Here is a 23,904-nt window from a genome sequence, read left to right as displayed (position 1 = left end):
AAGTAAATCATTATTGAAATTTAAACCCTATACAAACATAGGATGACAAGCAGAAGGCATTGTGTTTTGGTTATTTTGTCATCCCGGAAATTTGTCATCCCGTTAGAAGGGGACTGGGACCCATCATTAATAAGCTTTAAATCAATAGTTTAAATTCTTAACTTAATGACATTGATAATCTGGGCTAAATCTTAGAACGCAACCAATCTTTAAACTGGTAAAAATTTTGTGGTGCCACACCATGACCAACAGCAAATTCGTTTAAAGAGGTCTGGATACCAATTTTTGCCAATACAGCAGGGGCTTTACGAGCCCAGGACACAGGGATTACCTGATCTACACTACCATGAGAACAATATACATTAAGATTTGAAAAGTCATTAGATGCATAATTTTCTGCTAAAATGTCTTCGTTTAGATATCCGCTTAGTGCTACTACGTTTTTAATCTTTTTAGGGTAGGAGAGTGCCACCGCATAGCTAAGGATGGTACCCTGGCTAAATCCTAAGATCGAAACATTGTTTGGATCAAGATTATAGGTAACTACAGCCTCATCTATAAAATTGGCAATTTTATCTCTGGATTCTATCGCTTGTTCATCATCGCTAAATTTTCCTTGTGCAGTATCAAAATATATAGCGTACCAGGCATTACCTTGGGGTTGCAAAGGATAAGGAGCTCTTACCGAGATAATGAATAACTCTTCGGGTAATTCTGAAGCGAAAGAAAAAAGATCATTCTCATCACTACCATACCCATGAAATAAAAATAAAACAGGTGTCTTTTCTTTTTTTATGGTTGGTTCTTTTATAATGTGATATAGGGATAAGGTTTTGGTTTGCATAGTTTTAATGTATTTGAAAATGTATATGATCATCATGTCTGACAGCCCGGCATCCGTGAAATCGTATTTTCGAACTTTGTAAATGTAGTCTGCTTTTAAGATGAGGTTCTATAAAGATTTTATGTACTTGTTTTTGATTTATAATGGTTAAAAGTAATTTTTTTGTAGCTTTTTCAGAAAAAAAAAGATGCTTGTTTATTCTTCCAAATGTAAAATAGCGAGTAAAATTATATTGCCAGTACCCTTTTTCTTTACAAACGATACTTTGATTGTATTCTTGATTTATAGGTTCTTCAAATACACCATATCCGCTATTAGATAATTTTTGATTGGTTACTATTTGATTTTTATCTTCATACACAAAAGAAATATCTATCTTTTTACCATCCTTATGGCTTAAATGTGGCGCTAAAGGAAATCCATCTATAAAAGGAAAATTAGCATCGAGATATACTAGTTTTATCTTTGGGTTATAGGATTTAAGAGAGCTTGCTATCTCTTTTAAAGCAATATGCAATTTTGGATTTACATAATTTCTGTTTAAAAGTTTTGTAAAAAAACTATGTGCTTGTATTTGTGTAGTATCTTGTATTTTTTCTCTTCCAAATACAGGAGCTAAATACGGAATAATAAGAAATGTAGCAAAGCAGTAAATAATGATAAACACTGCTGTTTTTTTGATAAGGTACTTTTGCGTATTGTTTTTAATAGTAATTTCAACAATTAAGTATACGATACCACCAATTTGAGTTATTAGAGTTAATACGCAGAATAAGAAAAATTTGGATAGAATTTTAAAAAGTTTATGGAACATAAATAAAAAAATCTACCGTTAAAATAATCTAATGCCCCCGGATTATAAAATTAATTATTTAATAAAATTAAACCAATCCTGAAAATAAGGACCAAGAATTGGTACCGTTTTTTGTTCTTCACGTAGTGCTGTTATCAAACCAAATACCCATAGCACTAAAATGAAAATATAAAAAGCAGTAGAAATAGCCCAGGAATCAAAAACACTAACTAATGCTCCTAAGAGATAAAAGCCAATATTTATGCCTAATGCTTGTTTGATATGAAAATTAGCGAATTTGTTTTTACTTTCATTATTCATAAAATAAGCTATGATTGTTCCTATAATGGTTATATAAGCAACTATAGCAGCCGTTTTGCCTTGTTTTGCGTAGTCTGATTGCATAATTAAGTATTTTAGTTATTACCTTGATATATAATAAAATTGTAATACAGTTATTTTAGTACAATTTTACCATTTGCAATAATACCATAAGAAACCCCTTTTATGGGTTTTCCTATAAAAGCACTATTTTTTGAGGTAGATAAAATGTCTTTTTCTGTAAAAATAGCGACTCCCTCGGGATTAAACATAGATAAGTCTGCTATATTTCCTTTATCGATAGTTTGTTCTTTTATTGCAAAAACAGATTTACCTTTGGTAAGCATTTCTACTGTTTTTTGAATACCTAACAGATTATTAAGAGTTCCAAAAGCACTTTCCAGACCTATAGTTCCGTATTTTGCATTATCAAATTCTACTTTTTTATTTTCGATATCCATTGGTCTGTGGTCGCTGGTAACCATATCGATAGTTCCATCTTCAATACCTTTTATCAAAGCATCAATATCTTGTTGTGTTCTTAATGGAGGTTGTACTTTATAATTGGTATCAAAACTTATCAATTCTTTATCGGTAAGTGCAATATTGTGCACAGTAGCAGAGCAACTAACCTGTAATCCTTTTTTCTTTGCTTCGCGAATTAAATCTACTGATTTTGTTGTAGAAATAGTAGGGATGTGCAAGGTTCCATCAGTATATTCCAACAAAAATAAATCTCGCGAAATTTGTAATTCTTCTGCCAGGGCAGGGATTCCTTTTAAACCTAATAAAGTACTTTGTTCTTCTTCATTAACCATTCCTTTTCCTGCAATATCATTTTCTTGCGGATAGGATAGTATTAGTCCGTTAAAATTTTGAGCATAAAGCAGTGCTATTTTTAGTAAATTAGGATTGTTTATTGCTTTTTTGTAATCTCCAAACGCCACGGCACCAGCTTGTTGCATGTCATATAGCTCTGCAAGATCTACTCCTGTAGATTGCATGGTCAAAGATCCTATTGGATATACAGATACGGCATTGTTAAAAGCTTTTGATTTTATAAAACCTATAGAGGCACCATTATCTGCTATAGGAAATGTGTTGGGATGTAGCGCAATAGATGTAAATCCACTTTTTGCAGCTACCTGCAGTCCATGAATTATTGTTTCCCGCTCTTCATATCCTGGTTCTCCAAAACTAACACTACTATCAAACCATCCTTGAGAAATATGTAAATTTTGTAAACTTATTTCTTCTGTATCCTCAGGCGCTTTAATGGTAGTATCTATATCAGCAATAATCCCATTTTTTATCAAAATGTCTGCTGTTTGATTATGAAAAGGAGACTTTGGGTCAATTATAGTAGCAGCCTTTAGTAAGAAATTCATTTTAGGTATTTTAATAATAATATTTCGATTAATAAGAATATCAAGGCAAAAATAACAAACCATTTCCAAAGTTCATTAACACTTCTCTCTTCTTTTACCTGATCTAAAAGTTCAGATATAGATTTGCTTACTTGATAATTATCTGTAGTATTTAAGTTATAATATTGCAAATTACTTTCGGCACTATTATAATTGTAACTTACATTTTGTATAGTATTGCTTTTATCTTGTATACTATAAATTCCTGCTTTGGTTGGCACTTCGCTTGTCGTAATACGTACTTTGGTAGAAAAACTTTGTTGCAATGGGATTATATTTTCCTTACCAGAAACCAGGGATAGTATACCATCTTGTCCAAGGGATATAGCAATATCGTAAGAGTTGGGTTGCCCAATAGTATAAGATATATCGGTAAGTTGCATACTTTGTTTTCCCATGTTGTAAAGTGTTGGGACAATTAAAGGAGAGTTTTTGAAATTAGAATTTTCATCATTTATAGCTGCCGTAAACACATAGATGTTATTTGTTTTGTATACAAAAGGGGTATTGTCCTCAAAAGATAAAACAACATTAGATGCATTGCTTTGATAATAACTATTTACTTTTGGATATTGAAAATTAGTGACTTTTTTATCAAACACACCATTATATAATGGATTTGAAAAGTTTATGGAAGTTATCTTTTTTTCTTGTATATTTTTTTCGGTTAGTCCAAAACCAGAATACTTGCTAATAAACTGTTGATAAGATGTCAAATCCCCATCCATAGATGGTATAAAACATGCACTACCTCCTTGGTTGATAAAAGGCTCCAGAGCATTGATAAGAGATACAGGTATTTGTTTTATCTCATTAATGATTAATAAATTAGCGTTGGTGATGTCGTTATAATTTAAGTTTTCTATAGAGGTGCTTACCAAATCAAACTCGTCTGGGGTGAATATGTTTTTGATAAAATCATCTTTTGCCCCATTAACAGCTATAACTTTTATTTTTTGAGGAGTATTTATGGTAAAATATCTGGAATTATCAAAAACTATTGCAGGATCTTCCAGACTAACCCGTCCATTGATCTTAGTATTTTCATTTAAGCGAAACTCAGTTTTAGAAGTTCCGTTTTTAGGAATCGAAACAGCTGTTTTGGCAAGTAAAATATCATCATTATACAGAGCTATAGATACGTTTTCTGCATTGGTTTCTGTATTGCTAAGTAATACGTTAAGTATTAAGTTGTTGTCAAAATCACGTTCTACATATAAACTATCAATAGCTATATTTTGTCTGGTAACAGGCTGTAATTGTACCAGATGTACTTTGGTGTTATCTTTGTTTGGAATAGAAAAAGCATTTTCTTTTTGTTGAAAATCCGAAACCATAATTAAACGATTGATCGTCTCTGGGGAGGTACCTGTTAATTGTTTGGCTTTAAGATAAGCGGCACTATAAGAAAGTTGACCCGAAGAATATTCTAGTTGGAGCAGATCGTTTTGGATATCTTTTTTAGAAACATCCACAAAAGTTTCAGTATTGGTAAATAACGAAAATTTTTCTTCTTCGGCGATACCACTAAGGATTTCTTGTACAGCACGTTTTAAAAGAGCACCTTTAGCACCTTTGGCTTGCATACTAAACGAGTTATCCAGATATATTGTCGTTTTATTTTGTTTACCTACAATTTCTTTATTGGCAAAAAATGGTTGAGCAAAGGCTATAATAATTGCTGCAAGCGCAAGGATACGACTTAATAGTGTGAGCCATTTTTTGATTTGCGAACTCTTACGGGTTTGTATAGTAACTGCCTTAAGAAACTGAACATTTGTAAAATCGACTTTTTGAAAACGCCTTAATTGAAATAAATGAACTAGAATCGGAATTATTAGAGCAAGAAGAGCGTAAAGAAATTCTGGGTGTTTAAACTGCATTCCTTAGTAACATTTGTCAAATATACTATAAGATTTGGGAATAAAGATTTTGAAAAGATATTTTTTATGAAGTAAAAGATGTTGAAACAGTTTTTTTTTATTAAGTGTCTGTTTATTAGCTGTTTGTAACAAAGCAATACTCTTGTCATCATTTTAAGGTTTATACTGAAAATTAGATGTACATTTGCGGTTATATTCAGAAATGGCATTTTTATAGATTGTTATTTCTTAAACAGTTTATATGTCATTTAACACATTAGGATTATCTGATGCGCTATTAAACGCCATCGAAAAAAAGGGATATACCAATCCTTCACCCATTCAACAAAAAGCTATTCCGGCCATTTTAGAAAAAAAAGATGTATTAGCATCTGCACAAACAGGGACAGGAAAAACAGCAGGGTTTACATTACCATTATTGCAGATATTGTCACAGGGGCAAAAGCTAAGAAAAAGACCGGTAAGAGCTTTAATATTAACACCAACAAGAGAATTAGCAGCTCAGGTATTAGAAAATGTAAGAGAGTACAGCGAGTTTTTGGATCTAAGATCTATGGTTATATTTGGAGGGGTAAATGCCAATCCACAAATTAGAGGCTTAAGAAATGGTATAGATATACTGGTTGCTACTCCGGGACGATTACTGGATTTATATAACCAAAAAGCGCTATCTCTAACTTCTGTAGAGATATTGGTTTTGGATGAAGCAGACCGAATGCTGGATATGGGTTTTCAAAGAGATATTAATAGGATCCTTAATTTATTGCCCGCTAAGAGACAAAATTTGTTGTTTTCTGCTACTTTTTCTAAAGAGATAAAAGAACTTGCCAGCGGGATTTTGCATAATCCTGTATGGGTAGAAGCAGCACCAGAAAATACCACAGCAGAAAAGGTAGAGCAAAAAATATATTTGGTAGATCAAAATCGAAAATCAGAACTTATAATAAAACTTATCTCAGACGGAGACTGGAAACAAGTATTGGTTTTTACCAGAACAAAGCATGGAGCTAACCGGCTAAGTAAAAAAATGAGTGAAAAAGATATTACAGCTGCAGCAATACATGGTAATAAAAGCCAAGGCGCAAGAATAAAAGCATTAGAAGGGTTTAAAAAAGGCACAGTTAGGGTTTTGGTAGCAACAGATATTGCTGCCAGAGGATTAGATATCCCGTTATTACCTCATGTAATAAATTTTGAATTACCTAATATTTCTGAAGATTATGTACATAGGATTGGTCGTACGGGTAGAGCAGGAGCAAGTGGTCAGGCAATCTCTTTGGTTTGTCAGGAAGAAATAGATTATGTAAAAGGAATCGAGAAATTGTTAGGAGAAAAACTATTAAGTGAGACTATAGAAGGTTTTGAACCAACTACTAGCTTTAAAATAGAGAGCGAGATGCCCAAAAGTAAAAATCAAAGAAGATCGAGACCAAAAAATAATACCAGAAACTACGATAGAAGAGCCAAAAAATAATACTTATAGTATTATATAGAATAGTATCTTGTTTATTTTTTTAAGAAGATATAAAAAAACACTAAATAATAAAAGCGGAAGTTCTACTCCCGCTTTTATTATTTAGTGTTTTTTTTAAATTTAAAATATGTAATACCCTACAGAAACCTGAAAAGTAGAATTTTTTGTATCTAAATTTTCAATGTCGATCACATTTGTAAAACCAAAATTATATCTCAATTGACCAAAAAAAGCACCAAACTCTACTCCGGCACCTACTGCACCACTTAGGTCAAAACTTTTAGTCTCTACTTTAGAAGTAAAACCCGAAAAAGCATTATCAAGATCATTGTTAACTACAAAACCAAATTGAGGCCCGGCTTCTACACTAAAAAGTTTAGCAAACTTAAGTTTTAATAAAACAGGAATGTTTATATAATCAATATCTACATTTTTAACCCCTTGGGCAGAGTATACAAGTTCTGGTTGCAAAGCAAACATATCTGTTAAACCAACTTGTGCTACAGCACCCAAATGGTATCCTGTTCTTCCATCTGGATTGCCGCTCAAATTATCCCCGTTTAATGCAGAAAAGTTTACACCACCTTTAAAACCAAATTTGATATCCTGTGCATTTGATGAAATTGAAAAACCGATTATCGCAATTGCTATTAAAAAAAGCTTTTTCATAATTATAATTTTATGGTTTATTTAAAATCAAAGATAATAACTATAACCTTAATAAAAGGTTAAACTTGAAAACAGGCAATTTGTTTAAACCCTTTATTTTGAAGTAAAGAATATTGTATCTTCGCCAAAAATCAGAAAAAATAGCAGTATTGCAGCACGAGTTCACCATACAAGTTTCGCCAGATGTAGCAGCAGATTCAGATCGGTTAAGAGATTATGTAGCGCATACAAATGGGATACCTTTAAAAGAGATAAGGTATGTGCAAATTCTTAAACGCTCTATAGATGCACGACAACGTATAATCAAAATAAATCTTAAAGTAAGGGTTTATGTAGAAGAAGATTTCGTAAAACAAGCAATTGTTTTACCAGAATATCCAGATGTTTCTTCTGCTCCCGAAATTGTTATAATAGGAGCAGGTCCTGCCGGTTTGTTTGCTGCTTTACGATGTATTGAGTTAGGGTGTAAACCTGTACTGTTAGAACGAGGGAAAGATGTAAAATCACGTCGCAGGGATCTTAAAGCAATTAACAGGGATCATATTGTAAATGAAGATTCTAATTATTGTTTTGGTGAAGGTGGGGCAGGAACGTACAGTGATGGTAAACTGTATACAAGATCTAAGAAAAGAGGGGATGTTTATCGCATTTTAGAACTTTTGGTGGGATTTGGGGCAACAGATCAGATTTTGGTAGAAGCACACCCTCATATAGGTACTAATAAGTTACCAGGAATTATAGCTGCAATACGTGAAAAAATAGTAGAAAGAGGAGGTGAAATTTATTTTAATACCAGGGTTACAGATTTTGAAATAAAAAATTCTGAAATGAATGGTGTTACCCTGCTAAACGGAGACACCATTGCAACCAATAAGGTTATTTTGGCTACGGGTCACTCTGCCAGAGATATATTTGAACTTTTGTATCATAAAAAGATAGAAATAGAAGCAAAACCTTTTGCACTAGGGGTACGTGTAGAACACCCACAACAGCTTATAGATCAGATTCAATATAAATGTGAAATTAGAGGAACATATTTACCACCTTCACCTTATAGTATAGTAAAACAAGTAGGAGGAAGAGGAATGTATTCCTTTTGTATGTGCCCGGGAGGAGTTATCGCTCCTTGTGCAACAAGCCCGGGAGAGGTCGTTACTAATGGCTGGTCACCATCAAAAAGAGATCAGCCTACAGCTAATAGTGGTATTGTAGTAGAATTGCGAATGGAAGATTTTGCTGCATTTTCTGAATTTGGACCTTTATCGGGAATGTATTTTCAAAAAAGTATAGAACAACGTGCCTGGAAAGAAGGCGGAAAAACGCAACGTGTACCTGCACAAAGATTAGTAGACATGGTAACAGGAAAAATATCTGTAGATCTTCCTGTAACATCATATAAGCCGGGACTTACCTCTGTAGATATGACCACTGTTTTTCCAGGGTTTATCCATCATACATTACAAAACGGCTTTAAAGCATTTGATAAAAGCATGAAAGGGTACCTTACCAATGAAGCTGTAGTTCATGCTCCTGAATCCAGAACATCATCCCCTGTTCGTATTCCAAGAGATTGGAAAACATTAGAACATGTACAAATTAAAGGTTTATATCCTTGTGGAGAGGGCGCAGGATATGCGGGAGGTATAATCTCTGCAGCAATTGATGGAGAAAAGTGCGCTGAAGCCTGTATAGCAGCAATCAAAGCCACGAATATTTGATTTACACTTTTTTTATAGAAAACTCAAAAGTAGTTTGTTGTTTTTCTTCCGAAGTAACTTTAATAGACCCGCCCAGATTTTGAATAAGTTTTTTTACGGTAGACAAACCAATACCATTACCTTTATTTCCGCTTCGGTCGATAACATTGGCAGTTGTAAAAAGATCAAAGATAGTACTTAATTTATCTTCGGGAATCCCCATTCCATTATCTGTTACCCTGAAAAAATAGAATTTTTTATCCTGGCTGGATTCGATAGATATAATTATCTGTTCTTTATCATTATATTTTATACTGTTGCCAATAAGGTTGAAAAAAACTTGTTTTAAAGCAAGTTTATTAGATTTTATAAGGGGGTCTTCTTTAGGAAAATTAATATTGAAATCAGGTTTTATACTAAGTAAGTCAACAATTTCTTTTAATAAATGATTCAAATAAAATTCTTCGGGACTATTGTTGATTAAGCTTTCACTTTCATAATGATCCAGAACATCGTTTATATAGTTGCTCATAGAAAAAGAGGAAGTCTTGATGTATTCAAAATATTCTAAACTCTCTTTATCCAGTTTATCTCCTAATATAAGTTTAAGCAGATCTGTAGAGGTAATAATATTTGCCAAAGGCATTTTAAGATCATGAGAAATCACTCTGGCAAACTCTCTAAGAGATTCATTTCTTTTTTTTAGTTTTTGTTGCATTTTTTCAAGGTCGTTATTTTTTTTGTTTAACTCAAAAAGAATAACAACCTGTTTGGCCAGGGCATTAAGGGATTCCAGTTGCTTTTCTGAAAGTTCTCTCGGTTTGCTGTCTATAACACATAATGTACCTAAAGCAAATCCATTTTTATCTACAAGCGGAATCCCTGCATAAAAGATAACAGGTTTTTCTTCTAGAAATATAGGAGCCTTGTTAAAACGATCATCTTTACGGGTATCTTTGATTATTAATGGTTGGTTTGGTTGTAAAACAGCATAAGAACATAAAGAGTTACTACGCGGACTTTCACAAATATGTGTGCCGTTTTTTGATTTAAACCATTGCCTGTCTATATCCACCAAAGAAATTAATGCAATTTCAGTATCACATATAAAATTTGCCAAAGCTGTAATTTCATCAAATTCTTTCTCAGATTCAGTATCCAGAATATCTAATGATTTTAAGGCTTCGAGCCTAAAGTTTTCATTTATGGGTATGGTAGTTGAAATCATGCTGATCAATGAATTGATACTCTAATACAATTCTTAATAAAATTAACAAAAATAAGCCAGATATTTCGAAATTATTAGCATTATATATTAGTTTTACGGTATAACCATACTTTTGTAAATTAAACCTATCTCTTTCGATTGCTTGGGTTTATAAAAAGTATATTAATAAATAAGCTGCAAAAAGGAATTACATTGGTATATTTTATCTTCATTTTATTACAGTAAAGTACTCAAAAAACTTTTTTGTTTATATAACGCCAGATATTTTAAAAGCTTTTACAAAAACAATAAAAAGTTAAAATGGTATAATCGTATCGAAAAGGTGGTTGGCGTACAAGGGGGATGCAAATACTTCTGCAAAGCTTTGCAGAAGTACATTTTTACTACGTAGTATTAAAACACTTCAACTTATCAAAAAAAAAACAGCTGTTTTTTACCAAAATCAAAAAAATTAAAACATTTTAATACGGAATGATTCTAAATAATAACATTTAAGTAACTGTTTTAACCAAAGCTTAAAGATAGGTTTACCTAATAACCTCTATTAATTAATCGATTTGTTACAAGGGCGGAATACTTTTACGGGAAAACAATAACAAATTAAATTTAAAGCAAAATGGTTACTTTACACAAAGTTATTTTACGAATTTTCATGGTTGCTGTCGCCATTATATCTTTTATTGGATGTGAAGATGGTAAAGATGGTATTAATGGAATAGACGGAACTAATGGTCGGGATGGAGCAAATGGAGCAAATGGAGCAGATTTTGTTCCGGTACCAACTATTTTTTCTAACAAATCCTCTTACGCCCCTTTAGTTTCAATTGCACCACAGTTTAATTATGTTCAGGCATATTCTTTAATTAGCACCCCGGATGTTATTAATGGAAACTTTCAGTTGGCAGGATCTGCCGATGGTGCAGGGTTTTTGAAAGATGGAGATAACGGGTATATCTATGTAGTAAACTGCGAGGATAGTTATGCAGTAGCAAGGATTCGTTTGGACAAGAACCTGATACCTGTATCGGGAGATTATTTACTAAACTCTGGAGTAGCAGATTTTGCACGTCAGTGCTCCGGGACTATGTGGGAAGCAGAAATTCATGGAGGATCCAAAGATATCTTTTTATCAGCATCAGAAAGTATCAATTATGATGTAAAAGGAATAGATCCAAGAGTTGAAACACCAACTCCTACTGCCGATTTTGGATTGGATGCTTTAGGAGAGTTTTCTTGGGAAAATGCCGTTCCGTTACCTAAAAATACATACGCAGGCAAAACAGTAATTATTGGTGGAGATGATGACTCTAGCGGATCTGAAGGACAAGTTACATTATATTACTCAGAGAATGGAGATGCAGATTTGGATAACGGAAAAATATATGTGCTAAGATTTAAACAAGTGTCTGACGGAGCAGGAGGTGTAAAAAATGTTACAGCAAATACTACTTATAACGAAGGACAACTTGATTTTAATAAAGAGTATGAGGTAGAATTTGTAGAGATACCAAATGGTAAAGATCTTACCAAAAATGAAATGGAAACTGCTTGTACCAATGTTTTTGCATCACAATTTATGAGAGTAGAAGATGTGGACTATCAAAAAGGAAGTGATGCCAACGGAAGAAATGTGTTTTTTGCAGTAACCGGAAGAGGACCAGGACAAGGTACTTACAATGATTGGGGAACGGTGTATAAATTACAATTAGATGAGGCTTCACCCCTGACAGGTAAATTAACACAGATTGTTAGTGGTAATACAGATACCAATAATAAAGATGGTAATTTAGGAATGCTTCAAAGCCCTGATAATATATGTGTAACAGAAAACTTTGTATATATACAAGAAGATCCAAACTCATTTAGCAGAGGGCATTCTGCTTATATATATCAAACAGATATCAACGGTAATAATCCAAGTAAAGTATTAGAATTAGTTGTACGTCAGGATTTAGATCCTAATAATAGTACAGGAGTAAGTGGGGAATTTGGTTCTTTAATTGATGTTTCAGATAAAGTAGGGATACCTGGTACATTTATTTTGGCGGTACAACCTCATTATTGGGAAAGTGCGAGTTTTATGAACTTAGATGGTCACACAAATTCTAGTAGAGAAGACGATCAGGCATCACAAATAGTAATTCTGCAAGGGCTTCCCAGATAGATATTGATATTTTTTGTAATACAAAAATCTAAAAAAGAGACTTGTCTAAAAAGTTAAAAATAGTATAGATTACAGTTCTGAGCTTGATAAGGACCAATAGCAATCAATTGCATAATTTGATTAAAACTTTGGCAAGCCTGATAGGATATTTATACATTATTTTTTAGACAAGCTCTTTATAATATTAAGACTATGCAAATGGTTTATAAAATAACAGGAATTTTTTGTTTTCTTATTTTAGGTGTTTCTTGTAAAAAGAAAGAGGTATACTTGGATAAAACAACTCCGGATTGGACAAAAGCACAAAATTTTTATTTAGAAAATATAAAAAACTCTATATCCTATATCGAAGAGCTTAAAAAAGAGGGAGTAAAAGGGGAAAAAGCAAAAGACCTTTTTATAAAGGCACGTTCTTCTTTTAAAAAATCAGAGCCGTATGCATCCTATCTAAACCCTTCAGTAGGACATAGGGTAAATGGTCCTGCACTACCTGTTTTTAAAGAAGATAATGGTAAAGTAATGAAACCTGTAGGTTTTCAAAAAATCGAAGAAAGTATCTACCAAGGGGACGTTAGTAATAATGATTTTATTAGAGAAATAGATATAACCAAAGGTTTGCTGCTAAATCTTCAAAAAGGTATAGAAAAAAGAAAATTAGATCCTCAACGATTTTTTATAGCAACACATCAACAGCTTTTTAGGATTATTAGTTTGGCAATATCTGGTTTTGATACCCCCGTAAGTCATTTGGGAATACAAGAAACAGCTATTTCCTTAGAAGGTTTAAGAATTGTATATGAAAATAGTATTCAATTTTTAATACAAAAAAAGAATCCATCTTTGGATACAGAATTTTTGAATAATATAAAAAGATCTATTCGTTTTATAAAAAGTAACACCAACTTTGATACTTTTGATAGATTCACCTTTATTCGGGATTTTATGAACCCGGTCACAACGAATTGGGTAGCAATAAGAAAAGAAAGCGGGCTTTGGGAAGGAGTAGACACCCAGCCATTTAATTTTGATGCACCTACTTTTTTTGAGAACAATAGTTTTAATCTTAATTATTTTACCCCGGCAGTGAATCGCAACCCTACAGAAAAACAAATACGGTTAGGAGAAAAACTATTTTTTGATCCCAATCTCGCAAAAAAAGGAAACATGTCTTGTGCTACTTGTCATGTTCCAGAAAAAGCATACGCAGATGGTATGGATGTCAATTTAAGCAATACAGGTAAACCGCTTAAAAGAAACACACCAACATTAATTAACTCTGTTTTTCAACAAAGTTTTTTTTGGGACGGAAGATCAGAAACATTATTGGATCAGATATCCTCGGTATTTACCAATAATCAAGAGTTTGACTCTACTGTCCATCAATTTTCTGACGCAATTCTTAAAGATACCACTTATATTAAACTATTTGAAGAGGCCTATGGAGGGATTTCTACTAAAAATATAGAAGTTATAAAAGCAATTTCCTCCTATATTTCAACACTAAATGGTTTTAACTCTAAATTTGATAAAAATATAAGAGGAGAAGAAAATACATTTACCGAAGAAGAAAAGTTAGGGTTTAATTTATTTATGGGTAAAGCACTTTGTGCAACTTGCCATTTTGTGCCATTAACTAATGGTACGGTTCCACCTTTTTTTGCAGAAACAGAAAAAGAGGTAATAGGAGTACCAGAGACTATACAAAACAAACAAGCAGATGATGATTTAGGTTTTTATTGGAAATTTAAAGAAGAACTGCACTGGGGGATGTTTAAAACACCAACTGTTAGAAATGCCGGACTTACAGCGCCTTATATGCATAATGGTGTATATAGCACATTAGAACAAGTAATGGAGTTTTATAATCTGGGGGGTGGAGCAGGTCTTGGCTTTGATTTGCCACATCAAACCTTGCCTTTTGATGAATTAAAATTAACAGATACAGAATTACAAGCATTAGTAGCCTATGTTAAAACATTATCTGATGATAAGGTAGCAGATTCTTATAACCAATAATTGCAGTGTTTATAAAATAATAAAACAAAAATTTTAAAACCCCAAACCTGTCTCATACAATTGGCTTTTTGGGTTTTAAAATTTTTCAAAAACCCCTAATCCAAACAATGCATAATCATACTTAACGGGATCTGTAGCATCTAGTTTTCTTAATTTTGTGTCTAGTTCCAGCAATGCTTTTCCATCATTTTGTTTGCGTTTAAGTAATCCTAATTTACGAGCCACATTTCCAGAATGAACATCTAGCGGGCATGATAACTGACAAGGAGACAGGCTGCTCCAAATTCCCAAATCTACTCCGGCACCAGCATCTCTAACCATCCACCGTAAAAACATGTGGATTCTTTTTGCAGCAGAATTTTTGTAAGGATCACTAATATGTTTTTCGGTTCGTAAAGGATGCGGTAAATTAAAAAATTCTTTTTTAAAATCATGTATAGCACTTTGTAAGTTGCTATCCCCTTGGTATTGTTTAAAAAAACTCTCCATATCGCCAAATGTGCTATACAGGTGTTGTAAAGCAGTAATAAAACAGGTTAAATCAATACTGTTAAAGGTTCTGTGTACAAAACCATCTAAGTTATGAATATCGGTTTTGTTATGGTTCATTACAAAATCATAAGGACTGTTTCCTAATAGATTCATTAATCTATGTGCATTTTTTAAAATACTTTTCCTGTTTCCCCATGAAATAGTAGCAGTAAGAAATCCTGAAATTTCAATATCTTCTTTTTGAGTAAATAAATGTGGAATTTGTATTGGATCGGTCTCAATAAATTTTGGTTGCTCATAAAAAAACGCTTTTTCGTCTAAAAAATCTTTGAGCTCTGTTCTTGTAAGCTTCTTCACAAATAACTATAAAATATGGTTTTATTAAAGAAGGTAAAGATCCTAATAATTTTTGAAGGCGTATAAAAGTACGGCGAATTTATAATATGATGATTTTTAAATCCTTATTTATGATTTGATTATTAACATGTTGCTTCAAAAACAAAATATATTTTTCAGAAACATATCTTATGGTGAATTTACTCTTGAAGATGTTGATTTTTAAACACAATAAATCAATTCGTTAAAAAGTTTAATAACTTTATAACTATCCAAAATTAAATTTATATTTTGTGAATGTTACGATATCGTTTCAATAATATCTGAATAAAATAGCAGTCAGTGTTCTTTTGCTACCTAAAAGATTTATGAAATGAAAATTATAGATGGTTTATTTTTAATAAGTGGCTTACAAACGTTTGTTATCTCTGTTATTTTGCTTTTTTTTCGATCAAAAAAAGCAAGAATAAACAGATATCTGGGACTGTTTTTTGTAACGTTGCTAGTAGAGTTTGTTTTATTATATGTATTTAATATGATTAAGCATCCTGCTGTTCATTATCTTCCTTTTCGGTTTGATTTTTTAAGCATGAACTTTCTATTTTTTTATGCAGTAGAAACCTCGGGAATTCGTTTAAAAAATAGATTTTATTATTACTTTCCGGCAATTTTTGAATTTCTGGTTTTTTCTGTCCTTTTTATAGCAGTACTCCAAAATCCAGAGTTACATGTTGTATTAAAAAATAATGATTTTTTTCTTATCATTCGTTCTCTTGCTTCGTTGTATATAGTAATTTTATCTTTTTTAACTATAAAAGTTAATTTAAAACATAAAAAACAATTACCAGATTTTTATGAAAACACAAAATTCAAATCTCTTAGCTGGTTAACCATATTTTGTGTAATATGTATTTGTTTCAATTTATTTAATAATGCTGTACAAGTGTTTGCCGAATGGAAATACTTGCGTATAGCCATTGATTCTATGTATTTGTTATCTCTTTATTATATCACTATAGCAAGTCTGGTACAGATTAATATAATCAATATAATTTCTCCGGAAGAAAAAAAGAGGGTTACGGCAGAATTAGAAGATGTTATAAAAACGATTGAAGAATATATGACAGAAACAAAAGCATATTTAAACCCATCTATTAATTTAAAAACTTTTGCCAAAGATATTAAGCTTCCGGAAAGATTGATTTCTAAAGCAATTAATAAAATAGAAGACAAAAACTTTAATAATTATATAAATTATTACAGAATCGAAGAATTTAAAAAACTTTTATCCATGGACAGGCATAAAAAATTTAGTATTTCTGCTATTGCTAATGAGGTAGGTTTTAATTCGAGAGCTTCATTTTATAAAAATTTTAAAGAAATTGTAGGTGTATCTCCTTCTATATATGCCAAAAAAGAAAAGGTTTGATACATAAGTTGATAGGTTATAGATAATACATTTTCTATCCTTATAATCCAGGCAATGTCGTTAAGTTAATAACCAGGGTTTGAAATGTTTTGCCTTTGCAGGTAGTTAATAATCAAAAAAATACATGTCGGATTAGCAACATTGATAATCTGGGTTTAATATACTTTTTTTGGTTATATTCTTAATAAACCTCCAAAATAATATCAAAAGTTTTTTTGTTTCAAAACTCTTATACCATTTAATTTTGATAATCTATATATAGATCTTTTCTTACTTATCCAACATTAAAAAATCAGAACCGTAGCTAAATAATAATAAAGACTGTTTTTTAAGGAAGTTTTCTGTTTTTTTTTTTAACACATAATAAAACACTGTTAATCAGTTGTTTAATTTGTTTTGTGTTTTAAAGGCATAGTATGTTTTAAATGTCTTTTATCGTGATTTAAGACATCTTATATCATGATAAGAGACATCTAAAAGTTGATTGCATTCTTTTTTTTATTCAATTTAGCATCAACTAATTACACAAACTCAAACTATTATGATTACATTCTTCAAATTCGAGTCAGATCCTGTTTCTGAAATAAAGAAATTTTTTTATAGGTATATACCATAGATAATTGTTCTTGGTTGTTCGCAAAGTAGTAAACTGGTGAATTATAACACAAAGTGAACTTCTTGAATTTTATAAAATATTCAGGAGGTAAATTTTAAAGATTATAATATCGATAATTGATATCAAAAAACACTTTCTACATTTTGATTAAGATGGGTCTTTAAGTTTTCGATCCAGTTTATGCTTTGCATTATTTTTTCTAGTAAAATTTTACGCTCAAGAATAAAGATATATACAGTTTCAAAGTTCTTAACACTATTTTTTTAATGGAAGCTGAAATTAGCTTCTATGATTTACACAAATTTAACTACAACAATATGAAAACTATCAAATTATTAGCGCTTAGCGTAATCGTTGCAGGATGTATTACTTCTTGCCAAAAAGAAGAAGTTGCTACAGAAGTAAATGAAGTAAGTAACACTCCAACAAAAAAACAACTCCTTAAATTGAATAATATGGGGGTTAATACAAAAAATGTATCTATCAAAACAATCGAAAACCTGGATGGTACTATCGAGGATTATTTTGTTAATGGTACAGATTTAGGAATACCAGTTGCAGGGCTTAACGATCAAGAAGATCTGGGCACTCTGGATAATGGTATGAAACAGTATAGAACCAGAAACCTTGTTACTGGTAGCAACCGTACTATCGACGTGTTAGGATATACTGGTGGAGGCGGTAGTGGACTGTCATCTACAGGGCAACAAGCTTTAAGAAGAGCTGTAGATAACTACAATCGAGTAAATTCTAGTCTAAACATGAGACTTACTTTTGGTACTAATTACCAAGCTGCAGACCTGGTAGTTTATGTGCGTAGCGACTTAGGAGCTGGTGGATTAGCTGGGTTTCCTTCAGGAGGAAGACCTTACAAATGGGCAAGAATCGGACCTGATGTAGCTAATAGAGGTGTAACTTATGCTACACATGTAATTACTCACGAGATGGGGCACTGTATTGGTTTACGTCATACAGACTGGTTTGCTAGATCATGTGATGGGAGTAATGAAGGACAGGGTAATGATGGAGCTATTCATATTCCGGGAACTCCAACAGGTATCGATAGAGCATCTATCATGATTTCATGTGCTACAGGTAATGAAAATGGAACTTTCAGTAGTGCAGATGTAATTGCTTTAGAGTATATGTATTAATTATCGATTTTTAAGAACTTTGAAATTATAAGAAAGAGACTGTCTGAAAAGGCAGTCTCTTTTTTTTATACAAGATTAGATCGTATAAAATATGACTTCAAAACAAGGCAATTCATTTAACAATATAATGTAGCTATCCTAAAATTTTACCATCAACCATTACTAGTTTTCTATCTGCCATATCTGCCAACTCCTTATTATGGGTTACTATAACAAAGGTTTGTCCAAATTGATCTCTTAGTTTAAAAAATAATTTATGCAGGTTTTCTGCAGCTTCGCTATCTAAATTTCCAGAAGGTTCGTCTGCAAAAATCACTTTAGGATTATTAATTAAAGCTCTTGCTACAGCTACTCGCTGTTGCTCGCCTCCGGACAATTCTTTTGGTCTATGGTTATATCTATGAGATAGACCAAGAAAATCTAAAAGCTCTTTAGCACGTTTTTCTACTTCTAATTTTGGAGTTTTTTTTATAAAAGCTGGAATGCAAACATTTTCTATAGCCGAAAATTCAGGTAATAATTGATGAAACTGAAAAATAAAACCTAATTGCTCATTCCTAAATTTTGAAAGTTGTTTTTGAGATAGAGTATTGATATTAATTTCGTTAATTAATAGTTGACTCTCTTTTTCTTGGTTTACTCGGTCCAGAGTTCCTAAAATTTGTAATAATGTCGTTTTCCCTGCTCCCGAAGCCCCAACAATGGATACAATTTCTCCTTTTTTAATATGAAGATCTACACCTTTAAGGACATGGAGGTCCTCATAATTTTTGTGAATATTATTAGCTTTAATCATTTGTTTTAAACTTGAAGCAGTGAAAGTAATCAATATCCTTAGAACCCCCAAAACCTAGATTTTAAATATAGCCTTTAAATACATGATTATTGTTTTTTACATTGTTTTTTTTATAGAATAAATATTATAAATTGTATGCCAAATGAAAAGTTAAAAAGTGAAATACTAATTGCTTTATATGTATTTTCGTTTAATAAATTACTAGCATAATATTATGGAAGGAAATAATTTGGAAGTCGCAGTACTTGCAGGAGGTTGTTTTTGGTGTACCGAAGCAGTTTTTCAACGTTTAGAAGGGGTTGACAAGGTGATTTCAGGATATACTGGCGGAACTGTAAAAAATCCTGCGTATCGCGAAATTACAACAGGAACAACAGGTCATGCTGAAGCGATTGAAATTATATATAACCCTGAAATTATTAGCTATAAAGAATTACTGAATATATTTTTTGCCACACATGATCCTACCTCTCTAAATCGCCAAGGTAATGATCAGGGAACACAATATCGAAGTGCTATTTTTTATACAAATAATGAACAAAAACAATTGGCAGAGCAGGTTATTGAAGAGCTAACAGCTAATAATGTTTTTGAAGATGCTATCGTAACAGAAGTAACAGAACTGGATACTTTTTATAATGCAGAGGAATATCATCAAGATTATTATAATCAAAACAGCAGACAAAGCTATTGCGAATTTGTAATAAATCCAAAGCTTAATAAATTAAGTATTATCTTTCAAGACAAAATCAAAAAAGAAAACCTGAAGTAATTACCTATGCCATATAAAAATTTTGAAGAATATAGTATAAACGTAACCGAAGAAGTAAAAGAAAATTTTGAATCTATTATAAAAAACCTTGGCGAAGATGTGAATAGAGAGGGGATCGTTAAAACCCCCGAAAGAGCAGCAAAAGCTATGCAGTTTCTTACACAAGGATACCATCAGGATCCTGCTGAAATCCTTAAAAGCGCAATGTTTAAAGAAGGTTATGATGATATGGTTATTGTAAAAGATATTGAATTATATTCTTTGTGCGAGCACCACATGTTACCATTTTTTGGGAAGGCCCACATCGCTTATATTCCTAACGGGTATATTGTAGGATTAAGTAAATTACCCAGAATAGTAGATGTGTTTGCAAGACGATTACAGGTACAAGAACGACTTACTCATGATATTTTGGAGTGTATTAATACTACTTTAAAACCAAAAGGAGTTGCTGTTGTAATAGAAGCATCACACATGTGTATGATGATGCGTGGCGTACAAAAGCAAAATTCTGTAACAACAACTTCAGGGTTTAGAGGGCAGTTTGAAAAAATAGAGACCCGTTCAGAATTTTTAAAATTGATTACTTCCGATTTAGGATAATTTTTTTTTTGGAATACTCTTTGCTTTACTTTTTGTATATCAAACTTTAATTATTAAAAAAATATGGCAAACGATAAATACAAAAAACTTGCATTAAGCTTACTCTTTGATGGAGTAGGAATGATTTCTTATATAGTTCCGGGTGTGTTGGAGTTTACAGATGTTATATGGGCACCAATAGCGGGATGGTTAATGACCAGGATGTATAAAGGCAATATAGGTAAAGCTGCGGGAATATTTACATTGATAGAAGAAGCATTACCTGGTTTTGATATTATTCCAACGTTTACTATAATGTGGGTGTATACCTATGTGATCAAAAAAGAAAAAGTGAAAGAAATTATTGATTTGGATATTTCTTAATCTTTTAAAAAACGAGCTAGCCCCATTCTGTTAAGCATCTTTTTTTCAAAGTCCCAGAAAAACTTAAATTGCCCAAAAATCCACCCTACAATAAGAAGCAGGATTTGATATACAGGAAAAATTATCAATATTCTTATAGGCCAATAAATCCATCCGTTTGTAGAGGCTTTATCTAAACTTAAAAACGAAAGTATTGGGTCAGAAATACGAGCTGCAGTAGAGCCTGTTACGGCAAAAGCTATAAATATAGCAATAAGTTCCCATCTGTAGCTAACCTTCCATTTGGGTTCGAGAATATTAAATAATTTTAAGGTGATAAAAAGAAATACAAAACAAAAAACAACAACTATGGCAGATAGGATGCCAAAATAGAAATTGTTTGTTTGTGGAATGTTTGTTAGATTCAAAATATATTTTGCAATTAAGTAAGAAGAGAATATTAAACTTAACATGCCCAATATTGGAAATATTAATTGCCAATTATGTTTTATTTGCCAACGGTCTTTAAATTTTTGCATGGTGTAAAAATACAATTAAAAAGAATTAAAATCAATACCGCCTGCCTCTGGTAACAATAAATCGTTGATTATATTGTTGTTCAAAATAGATAAAGTAATTATATAAAAGGTAATTAACTTCATAACCATAATGAATTGCGGGGTCATAATTAATTTGCTGTTCGTATAAAAGAGGATCAAAACGTTGGGGTTGTAAAACACGTTGATTATATTCTGTAACATATATACGATTTCTGTTTTCCAAAAATGTTTCGGTGTAAAACCCTCTGGGTCTTTGAGTCACAATCCAGGAGTTAAATCCGGGTTCGATAATCATTATTTCATATTCGAGACTGTCATTGGCAATTCGCAATGTATCTGAAGTAGAATTTGAATTAGATATGGCTATGTTTTTTTTGTGGGTTGTGGCACAACTAATAATACATACCCCGATAAAGAATGTATAAATAATACTTTTCATTATTTTGATTTTTATGAAAATACAAAAAAGCCGAGGATTATTCCTCGGCTTTAACCATAATTTAAGTATAGTATTTTATTTCCCAAAAAGCCCACCTAAGAGCCCGCCCAGTCCACTTTTTTTGTTTCCTCCACTATTAAATAACATTCCGGCAACATCATCAAGAATGCTTCCATCGCCATCAGCATCCAGAAAAGACTCGATCAAAGATTGTTGTTGAGAACCTTTGGATCCTCCAGACAAGTTACCTAGCAGGCTCAAAAGCGAATTAGAGTCATTTACATTATTTTGTTTTGCTTGTTTTCCCAAAACCCCTAAAAGGATTGGAGCAGCAACTTTAAGAATTTGAGCAACAGAACCGGCATCGATTCCTGTTTTTTGACTTAAAGCATTTTCTACTACTGGTTGTTTACCACCAAGGATATGGCCTAGAATGCCGGCCCCGTCATTGGTTACACTTTCATCTACGCCACCTTCAAATAAGCCCCCTAGGTTGTCTAAAATACTACCCGAATGTTTACCTGTTATAGCTCCTAATAATCCAGAAGCACCTTCTGGTGTAGCAGCGTTACGTTGCATTGCACCCATTAGCACAGGCATTGCCATACTTAATAAGTCACTTGTTTTATCTGCAGATTGCCCGGTTTGCGAGCTAACACCGCTGATAATTTGTTTACCCATTGGGCTATTTAAAAGATCTAAAATTCCCGACATAGTTAATAAAGTTTTTTGATGAATCTAAATTTACATCTTTAATGTTAAAATTATCTGTCTATTGGTATTTTATTTTAGTAAAAAAAAGACGAAAGACAATTTTATAAGATAAAAAGCATAAAGCGCCATTTTTTAATTAAAATGACGCTTTATTATTAACACTTATATGCTTAGAGAATACTAATTAAGTATCCCAATAATTTGTTCTGCCAGTTCCTGACCAATACGATCCTGTGCTTCTTCTGTAGCGGCACCAATATGGGGGGTTAATGATATTTTTGTATTCATTAATACTTTTATGGCAGGGTTTGGTTCATTTTCAAATACATCCAGCCCTGCAAATCCTAATCTCCCATTTTCTAAGGCTTCTACTAAGGCAACTTCATCTATAACTCCACCACGGGCGGCATTAATAATTCCTGCTCCATTTTTCATTTGTGCGATCTCAGCTTTACCTATAACATATTCTTTTTGTGCAGGCACGTGTAATGTAAAGAAATCAGAGTTTTTAAGAACTTCTTCTTTAGAGATAGTTTTAATTTTAAACTTTAAAGATTGACCATCAAAAAAATCTAAAGGGATCTCTACTTCTTCTATAAAAGGGTCATACGCTATTACTTTCATACCTACTCCTATAGCAATTTTGGCAGTAGCTTGCCCTATGCGCCCAATACCGATAACACCAAGTGTTTTACCTCTTAGTTCGATACCATTACCATAAGCTTTTTTTAAATTTTTAAATTTGCTGTCCCCTTCTAATGGCATATTACGATTAGAATCGTGTAAAAACCGAACACTCCCATACAGGTGGGCAAAAACTAGTTCAGCAACAGATCCGGAAGATGCTGCCGGAGTATTTATTACATGTAATCCTTTTTCACGAGCGTATGCTACATCTATATTATCCATTCCTACACCACCGCGACCAATAATTTTAAGAGATGGACAGTTATCTATAATGTCTGTTCTTACTTGGGTTGCACTACGAACAAGTAGTACAGAAATTTCATTTTTATTAATGTAATCTACCAGTTGATCCTGGGCTACGGTGGTAGTTAAAACTTCAAATCCTTTTTTTTCTAAAGCTTCGATTCCGCTTTGTGAAACCCCATCGTTTGCTAATACTTTCATTGTT

General features: G+C 32.3%; 22 protein-coding genes. 9 read left to right on the top strand and 13 right to left on the bottom strand.

The features are described from left to right. Window positions 1–184: 184 nt before the first annotated feature. The 5 genes from ACZIYX_RS13630 to ACZIYX_RS13610 all read right to left on the bottom strand — a co-directional run bounded on the left by ACZIYX_RS13630 (window position 185) and on the right by ACZIYX_RS13610 (window position 5,268). A complete protein-coding gene (locus ACZIYX_RS13630) occupies window positions 185–844 on the bottom strand; it encodes an alpha/beta hydrolase (RefSeq protein WP_462682798.1) in 660 nt (219 codons plus the stop codon). Between the two features lie 4 nt (window positions 845–848). After that, window positions 849–1,511 (bottom strand): hypothetical protein, encoded by a 663-nt coding sequence (locus tag ACZIYX_RS13625; protein WP_462682797.1) that lies wholly within the window; start codon window positions 1,509–1,511, stop codon window positions 849–851. Between the two features lie 201 nt (window positions 1,512–1,712). Continuing rightward, on the bottom strand, window positions 1,713–2,042 hold the full coding sequence (locus ACZIYX_RS13620) for a DUF4870 domain-containing protein (RefSeq protein WP_462682796.1): 330 nt from the start codon (window positions 2,040–2,042) through the stop codon (window positions 1,713–1,715). Between the two features lie 50 nt (window positions 2,043–2,092). Next, window positions 2,093–3,346, bottom strand: a complete 1,254-nt coding sequence (locus tag ACZIYX_RS13615; RefSeq protein WP_462682795.1) for a dihydroorotase — start codon at window positions 3,344–3,346, stop codon at window positions 2,093–2,095. After that, a complete protein-coding gene (locus ACZIYX_RS13610) occupies window positions 3,343–5,268 on the bottom strand; it encodes a BatA domain-containing protein (protein ID WP_462682794.1) in 1,926 nt (641 codons plus the stop codon). The genes ACZIYX_RS13615 and ACZIYX_RS13610 overlap by 4 nt, the downstream gene beginning before the upstream one ends. 241 nt (window positions 5,269–5,509) lie before the next feature. Here ACZIYX_RS13610 and ACZIYX_RS13605 point away from each other — a divergent pair, with 241 nt between their 5' ends. After that, the gene (locus tag ACZIYX_RS13605) at window positions 5,510–6,742 is read left to right on the top strand and encodes a DEAD/DEAH box helicase (RefSeq protein WP_462682793.1); all 1,233 of its coding nucleotides are present in this window, start codon (window positions 5,510–5,512) and stop codon (window positions 6,740–6,742) included. 120 nt (window positions 6,743–6,862) lie between these two features. Here ACZIYX_RS13605 and ACZIYX_RS13600 read toward each other — a convergent pair whose 3' ends face one another. Next, complete coding sequence (locus ACZIYX_RS13600; RefSeq protein ID WP_462682792.1) at window positions 6,863–7,411, bottom strand: porin family protein; 549 nt, start codon at window positions 7,409–7,411, stop codon at window positions 6,863–6,865. 149 nt (window positions 7,412–7,560) lie between these two features. Between ACZIYX_RS13600 and ACZIYX_RS13595 the strand changes: the two genes are divergently transcribed. Next, on the top strand, window positions 7,561–9,129 hold the full coding sequence (locus ACZIYX_RS13595) for an NAD(P)/FAD-dependent oxidoreductase (RefSeq protein ID WP_462682791.1): 1,569 nt from the start codon (window positions 7,561–7,563) through the stop codon (window positions 9,127–9,129). Between the two features lies 1 nt (window position 9,130). Here the strand turns inward: ACZIYX_RS13595 and ACZIYX_RS13590 are convergent, their stop codons facing one another. After that, on the bottom strand, window positions 9,131–10,336 hold the full coding sequence (locus ACZIYX_RS13590) for a sensor histidine kinase (protein WP_462682790.1): 1,206 nt from the start codon (window positions 10,334–10,336) through the stop codon (window positions 9,131–9,133). A 616-nt stretch (window positions 10,337–10,952) separates the two neighbouring features. Between ACZIYX_RS13590 and ACZIYX_RS13585 the strand changes: the two genes are divergently transcribed. Together ACZIYX_RS13585 and ACZIYX_RS13580 are read left to right on the top strand one after the other, a co-directional pair. Further along, window positions 10,953–12,500: a hypothetical protein gene (locus ACZIYX_RS13585; protein ID WP_462682789.1), complete on the top strand. Its 1,548-nt coding sequence runs from the start codon at window positions 10,953–10,955 to the stop codon at window positions 12,498–12,500. A 198-nt stretch (window positions 12,501–12,698) separates the two neighbouring features. Continuing rightward, entirely contained in the window at window positions 12,699–14,516 is a 1,818-nt protein-coding gene (locus ACZIYX_RS13580) for a cytochrome c peroxidase (RefSeq protein ID WP_462682788.1), read from the top strand. Window positions 14,517–14,591: 75 nt separating this feature from the next. Here ACZIYX_RS13580 and ACZIYX_RS13575 read toward each other — a convergent pair whose 3' ends face one another. Then, window positions 14,592–15,365 carry a TIGR02757 family protein gene (locus ACZIYX_RS13575; RefSeq protein ID WP_462682787.1) on the bottom strand — a complete coding sequence of 258 codons (774 nt, stop codon included), beginning with the start codon at window positions 15,363–15,365 and terminating at the stop codon, window positions 14,592–14,594. 352 nt (window positions 15,366–15,717) lie between these two features. Here ACZIYX_RS13575 and ACZIYX_RS13570 point away from each other — a divergent pair, with 352 nt between their 5' ends. Continuing rightward, complete coding sequence (locus ACZIYX_RS13570; protein ID WP_462682786.1) at window positions 15,718–16,773, top strand: helix-turn-helix domain-containing protein; 1,056 nt, start codon at window positions 15,718–15,720, stop codon at window positions 16,771–16,773. Window positions 16,774–17,706: 933 nt separating this feature from the next. After that, window positions 17,707–18,543 (top strand): M57 family metalloprotease, encoded by an 837-nt coding sequence (locus tag ACZIYX_RS13565; protein ID WP_462682785.1) that lies wholly within the window; start codon window positions 17,707–17,709, stop codon window positions 18,541–18,543. A gap of 133 nt (window positions 18,544–18,676) precedes the next feature. On the opposite strand, the gene ACZIYX_RS13560 is transcribed toward ACZIYX_RS13565, so the two are convergent. Then, complete coding sequence (locus ACZIYX_RS13560) at window positions 18,677–19,339, bottom strand: ABC transporter ATP-binding protein (RefSeq protein WP_462682784.1); 663 nt, start codon at window positions 19,337–19,339, stop codon at window positions 18,677–18,679. A gap of 214 nt (window positions 19,340–19,553) precedes the next feature. Between ACZIYX_RS13560 and msrA the strand changes: the two genes are divergently transcribed. The 3 genes from msrA (at window position 19,554) to ACZIYX_RS13545 (ending at window position 21,077) form a co-directional block, all read left to right on the top strand. Further along, window positions 19,554–20,111 (top strand): peptide-methionine (S)-S-oxide reductase MsrA, encoded by a 558-nt coding sequence (gene msrA / locus ACZIYX_RS13555; RefSeq protein ID WP_462682783.1) that lies wholly within the window; start codon window positions 19,554–19,556, stop codon window positions 20,109–20,111. Window positions 20,112–20,117: 6 nt separating this feature from the next. Next, the gene (gene folE, locus ACZIYX_RS13550) at window positions 20,118–20,714 is read left to right on the top strand and encodes a GTP cyclohydrolase I FolE (RefSeq protein ID WP_462682782.1); all 597 of its coding nucleotides are present in this window, start codon (window positions 20,118–20,120) and stop codon (window positions 20,712–20,714) included. Between the two features lie 63 nt (window positions 20,715–20,777). Continuing rightward, window positions 20,778–21,077: a hypothetical protein gene (locus ACZIYX_RS13545; protein WP_462682781.1), complete on the top strand. Its 300-nt coding sequence runs from the start codon at window positions 20,778–20,780 to the stop codon at window positions 21,075–21,077. Here the strand turns inward: ACZIYX_RS13545 and ACZIYX_RS13540 are convergent. The 4 genes from ACZIYX_RS13540 to ACZIYX_RS13525 form a co-directional block, all read right to left on the bottom strand. Beyond that, on the bottom strand, window positions 21,074–21,595 hold the full coding sequence (locus tag ACZIYX_RS13540) for a DUF6787 family protein (protein ID WP_462682780.1): 522 nt from the start codon (window positions 21,593–21,595) through the stop codon (window positions 21,074–21,076). The genes ACZIYX_RS13545 and ACZIYX_RS13540 overlap by 4 nt on opposite strands. Window positions 21,596–21,626: 31 nt before the next feature. Then, the gene (locus ACZIYX_RS13535; protein ID WP_462682779.1) at window positions 21,627–22,055 is read right to left on the bottom strand and encodes a DUF6146 family protein; all 429 of its coding nucleotides are present in this window, start codon (window positions 22,053–22,055) and stop codon (window positions 21,627–21,629) included. 75 nt (window positions 22,056–22,130) lie between these two features. Beyond that, window positions 22,131–22,769 carry a DUF937 domain-containing protein gene (locus tag ACZIYX_RS13530; RefSeq protein ID WP_462682778.1) on the bottom strand — a complete coding sequence of 213 codons (639 nt, stop codon included), beginning with the start codon at window positions 22,767–22,769 and terminating at the stop codon, window positions 22,131–22,133. 180 nt (window positions 22,770–22,949) lie between these two features. Further along, window positions 22,950–23,900: a D-2-hydroxyacid dehydrogenase gene (locus ACZIYX_RS13525; protein ID WP_462682777.1), complete on the bottom strand. Its 951-nt coding sequence runs from the start codon at window positions 23,898–23,900 to the stop codon at window positions 22,950–22,952. Window positions 23,901–23,904 lie beyond the last annotated feature (4 nt).

The sequence above is a fragment of the Aquimarina sp. genome (assembly GCF_977115655.1).
The sequence above is the reverse complement of the archived record's forward strand: the minus strand, read 5'-3'. Positions and strand labels throughout refer to the sequence as shown.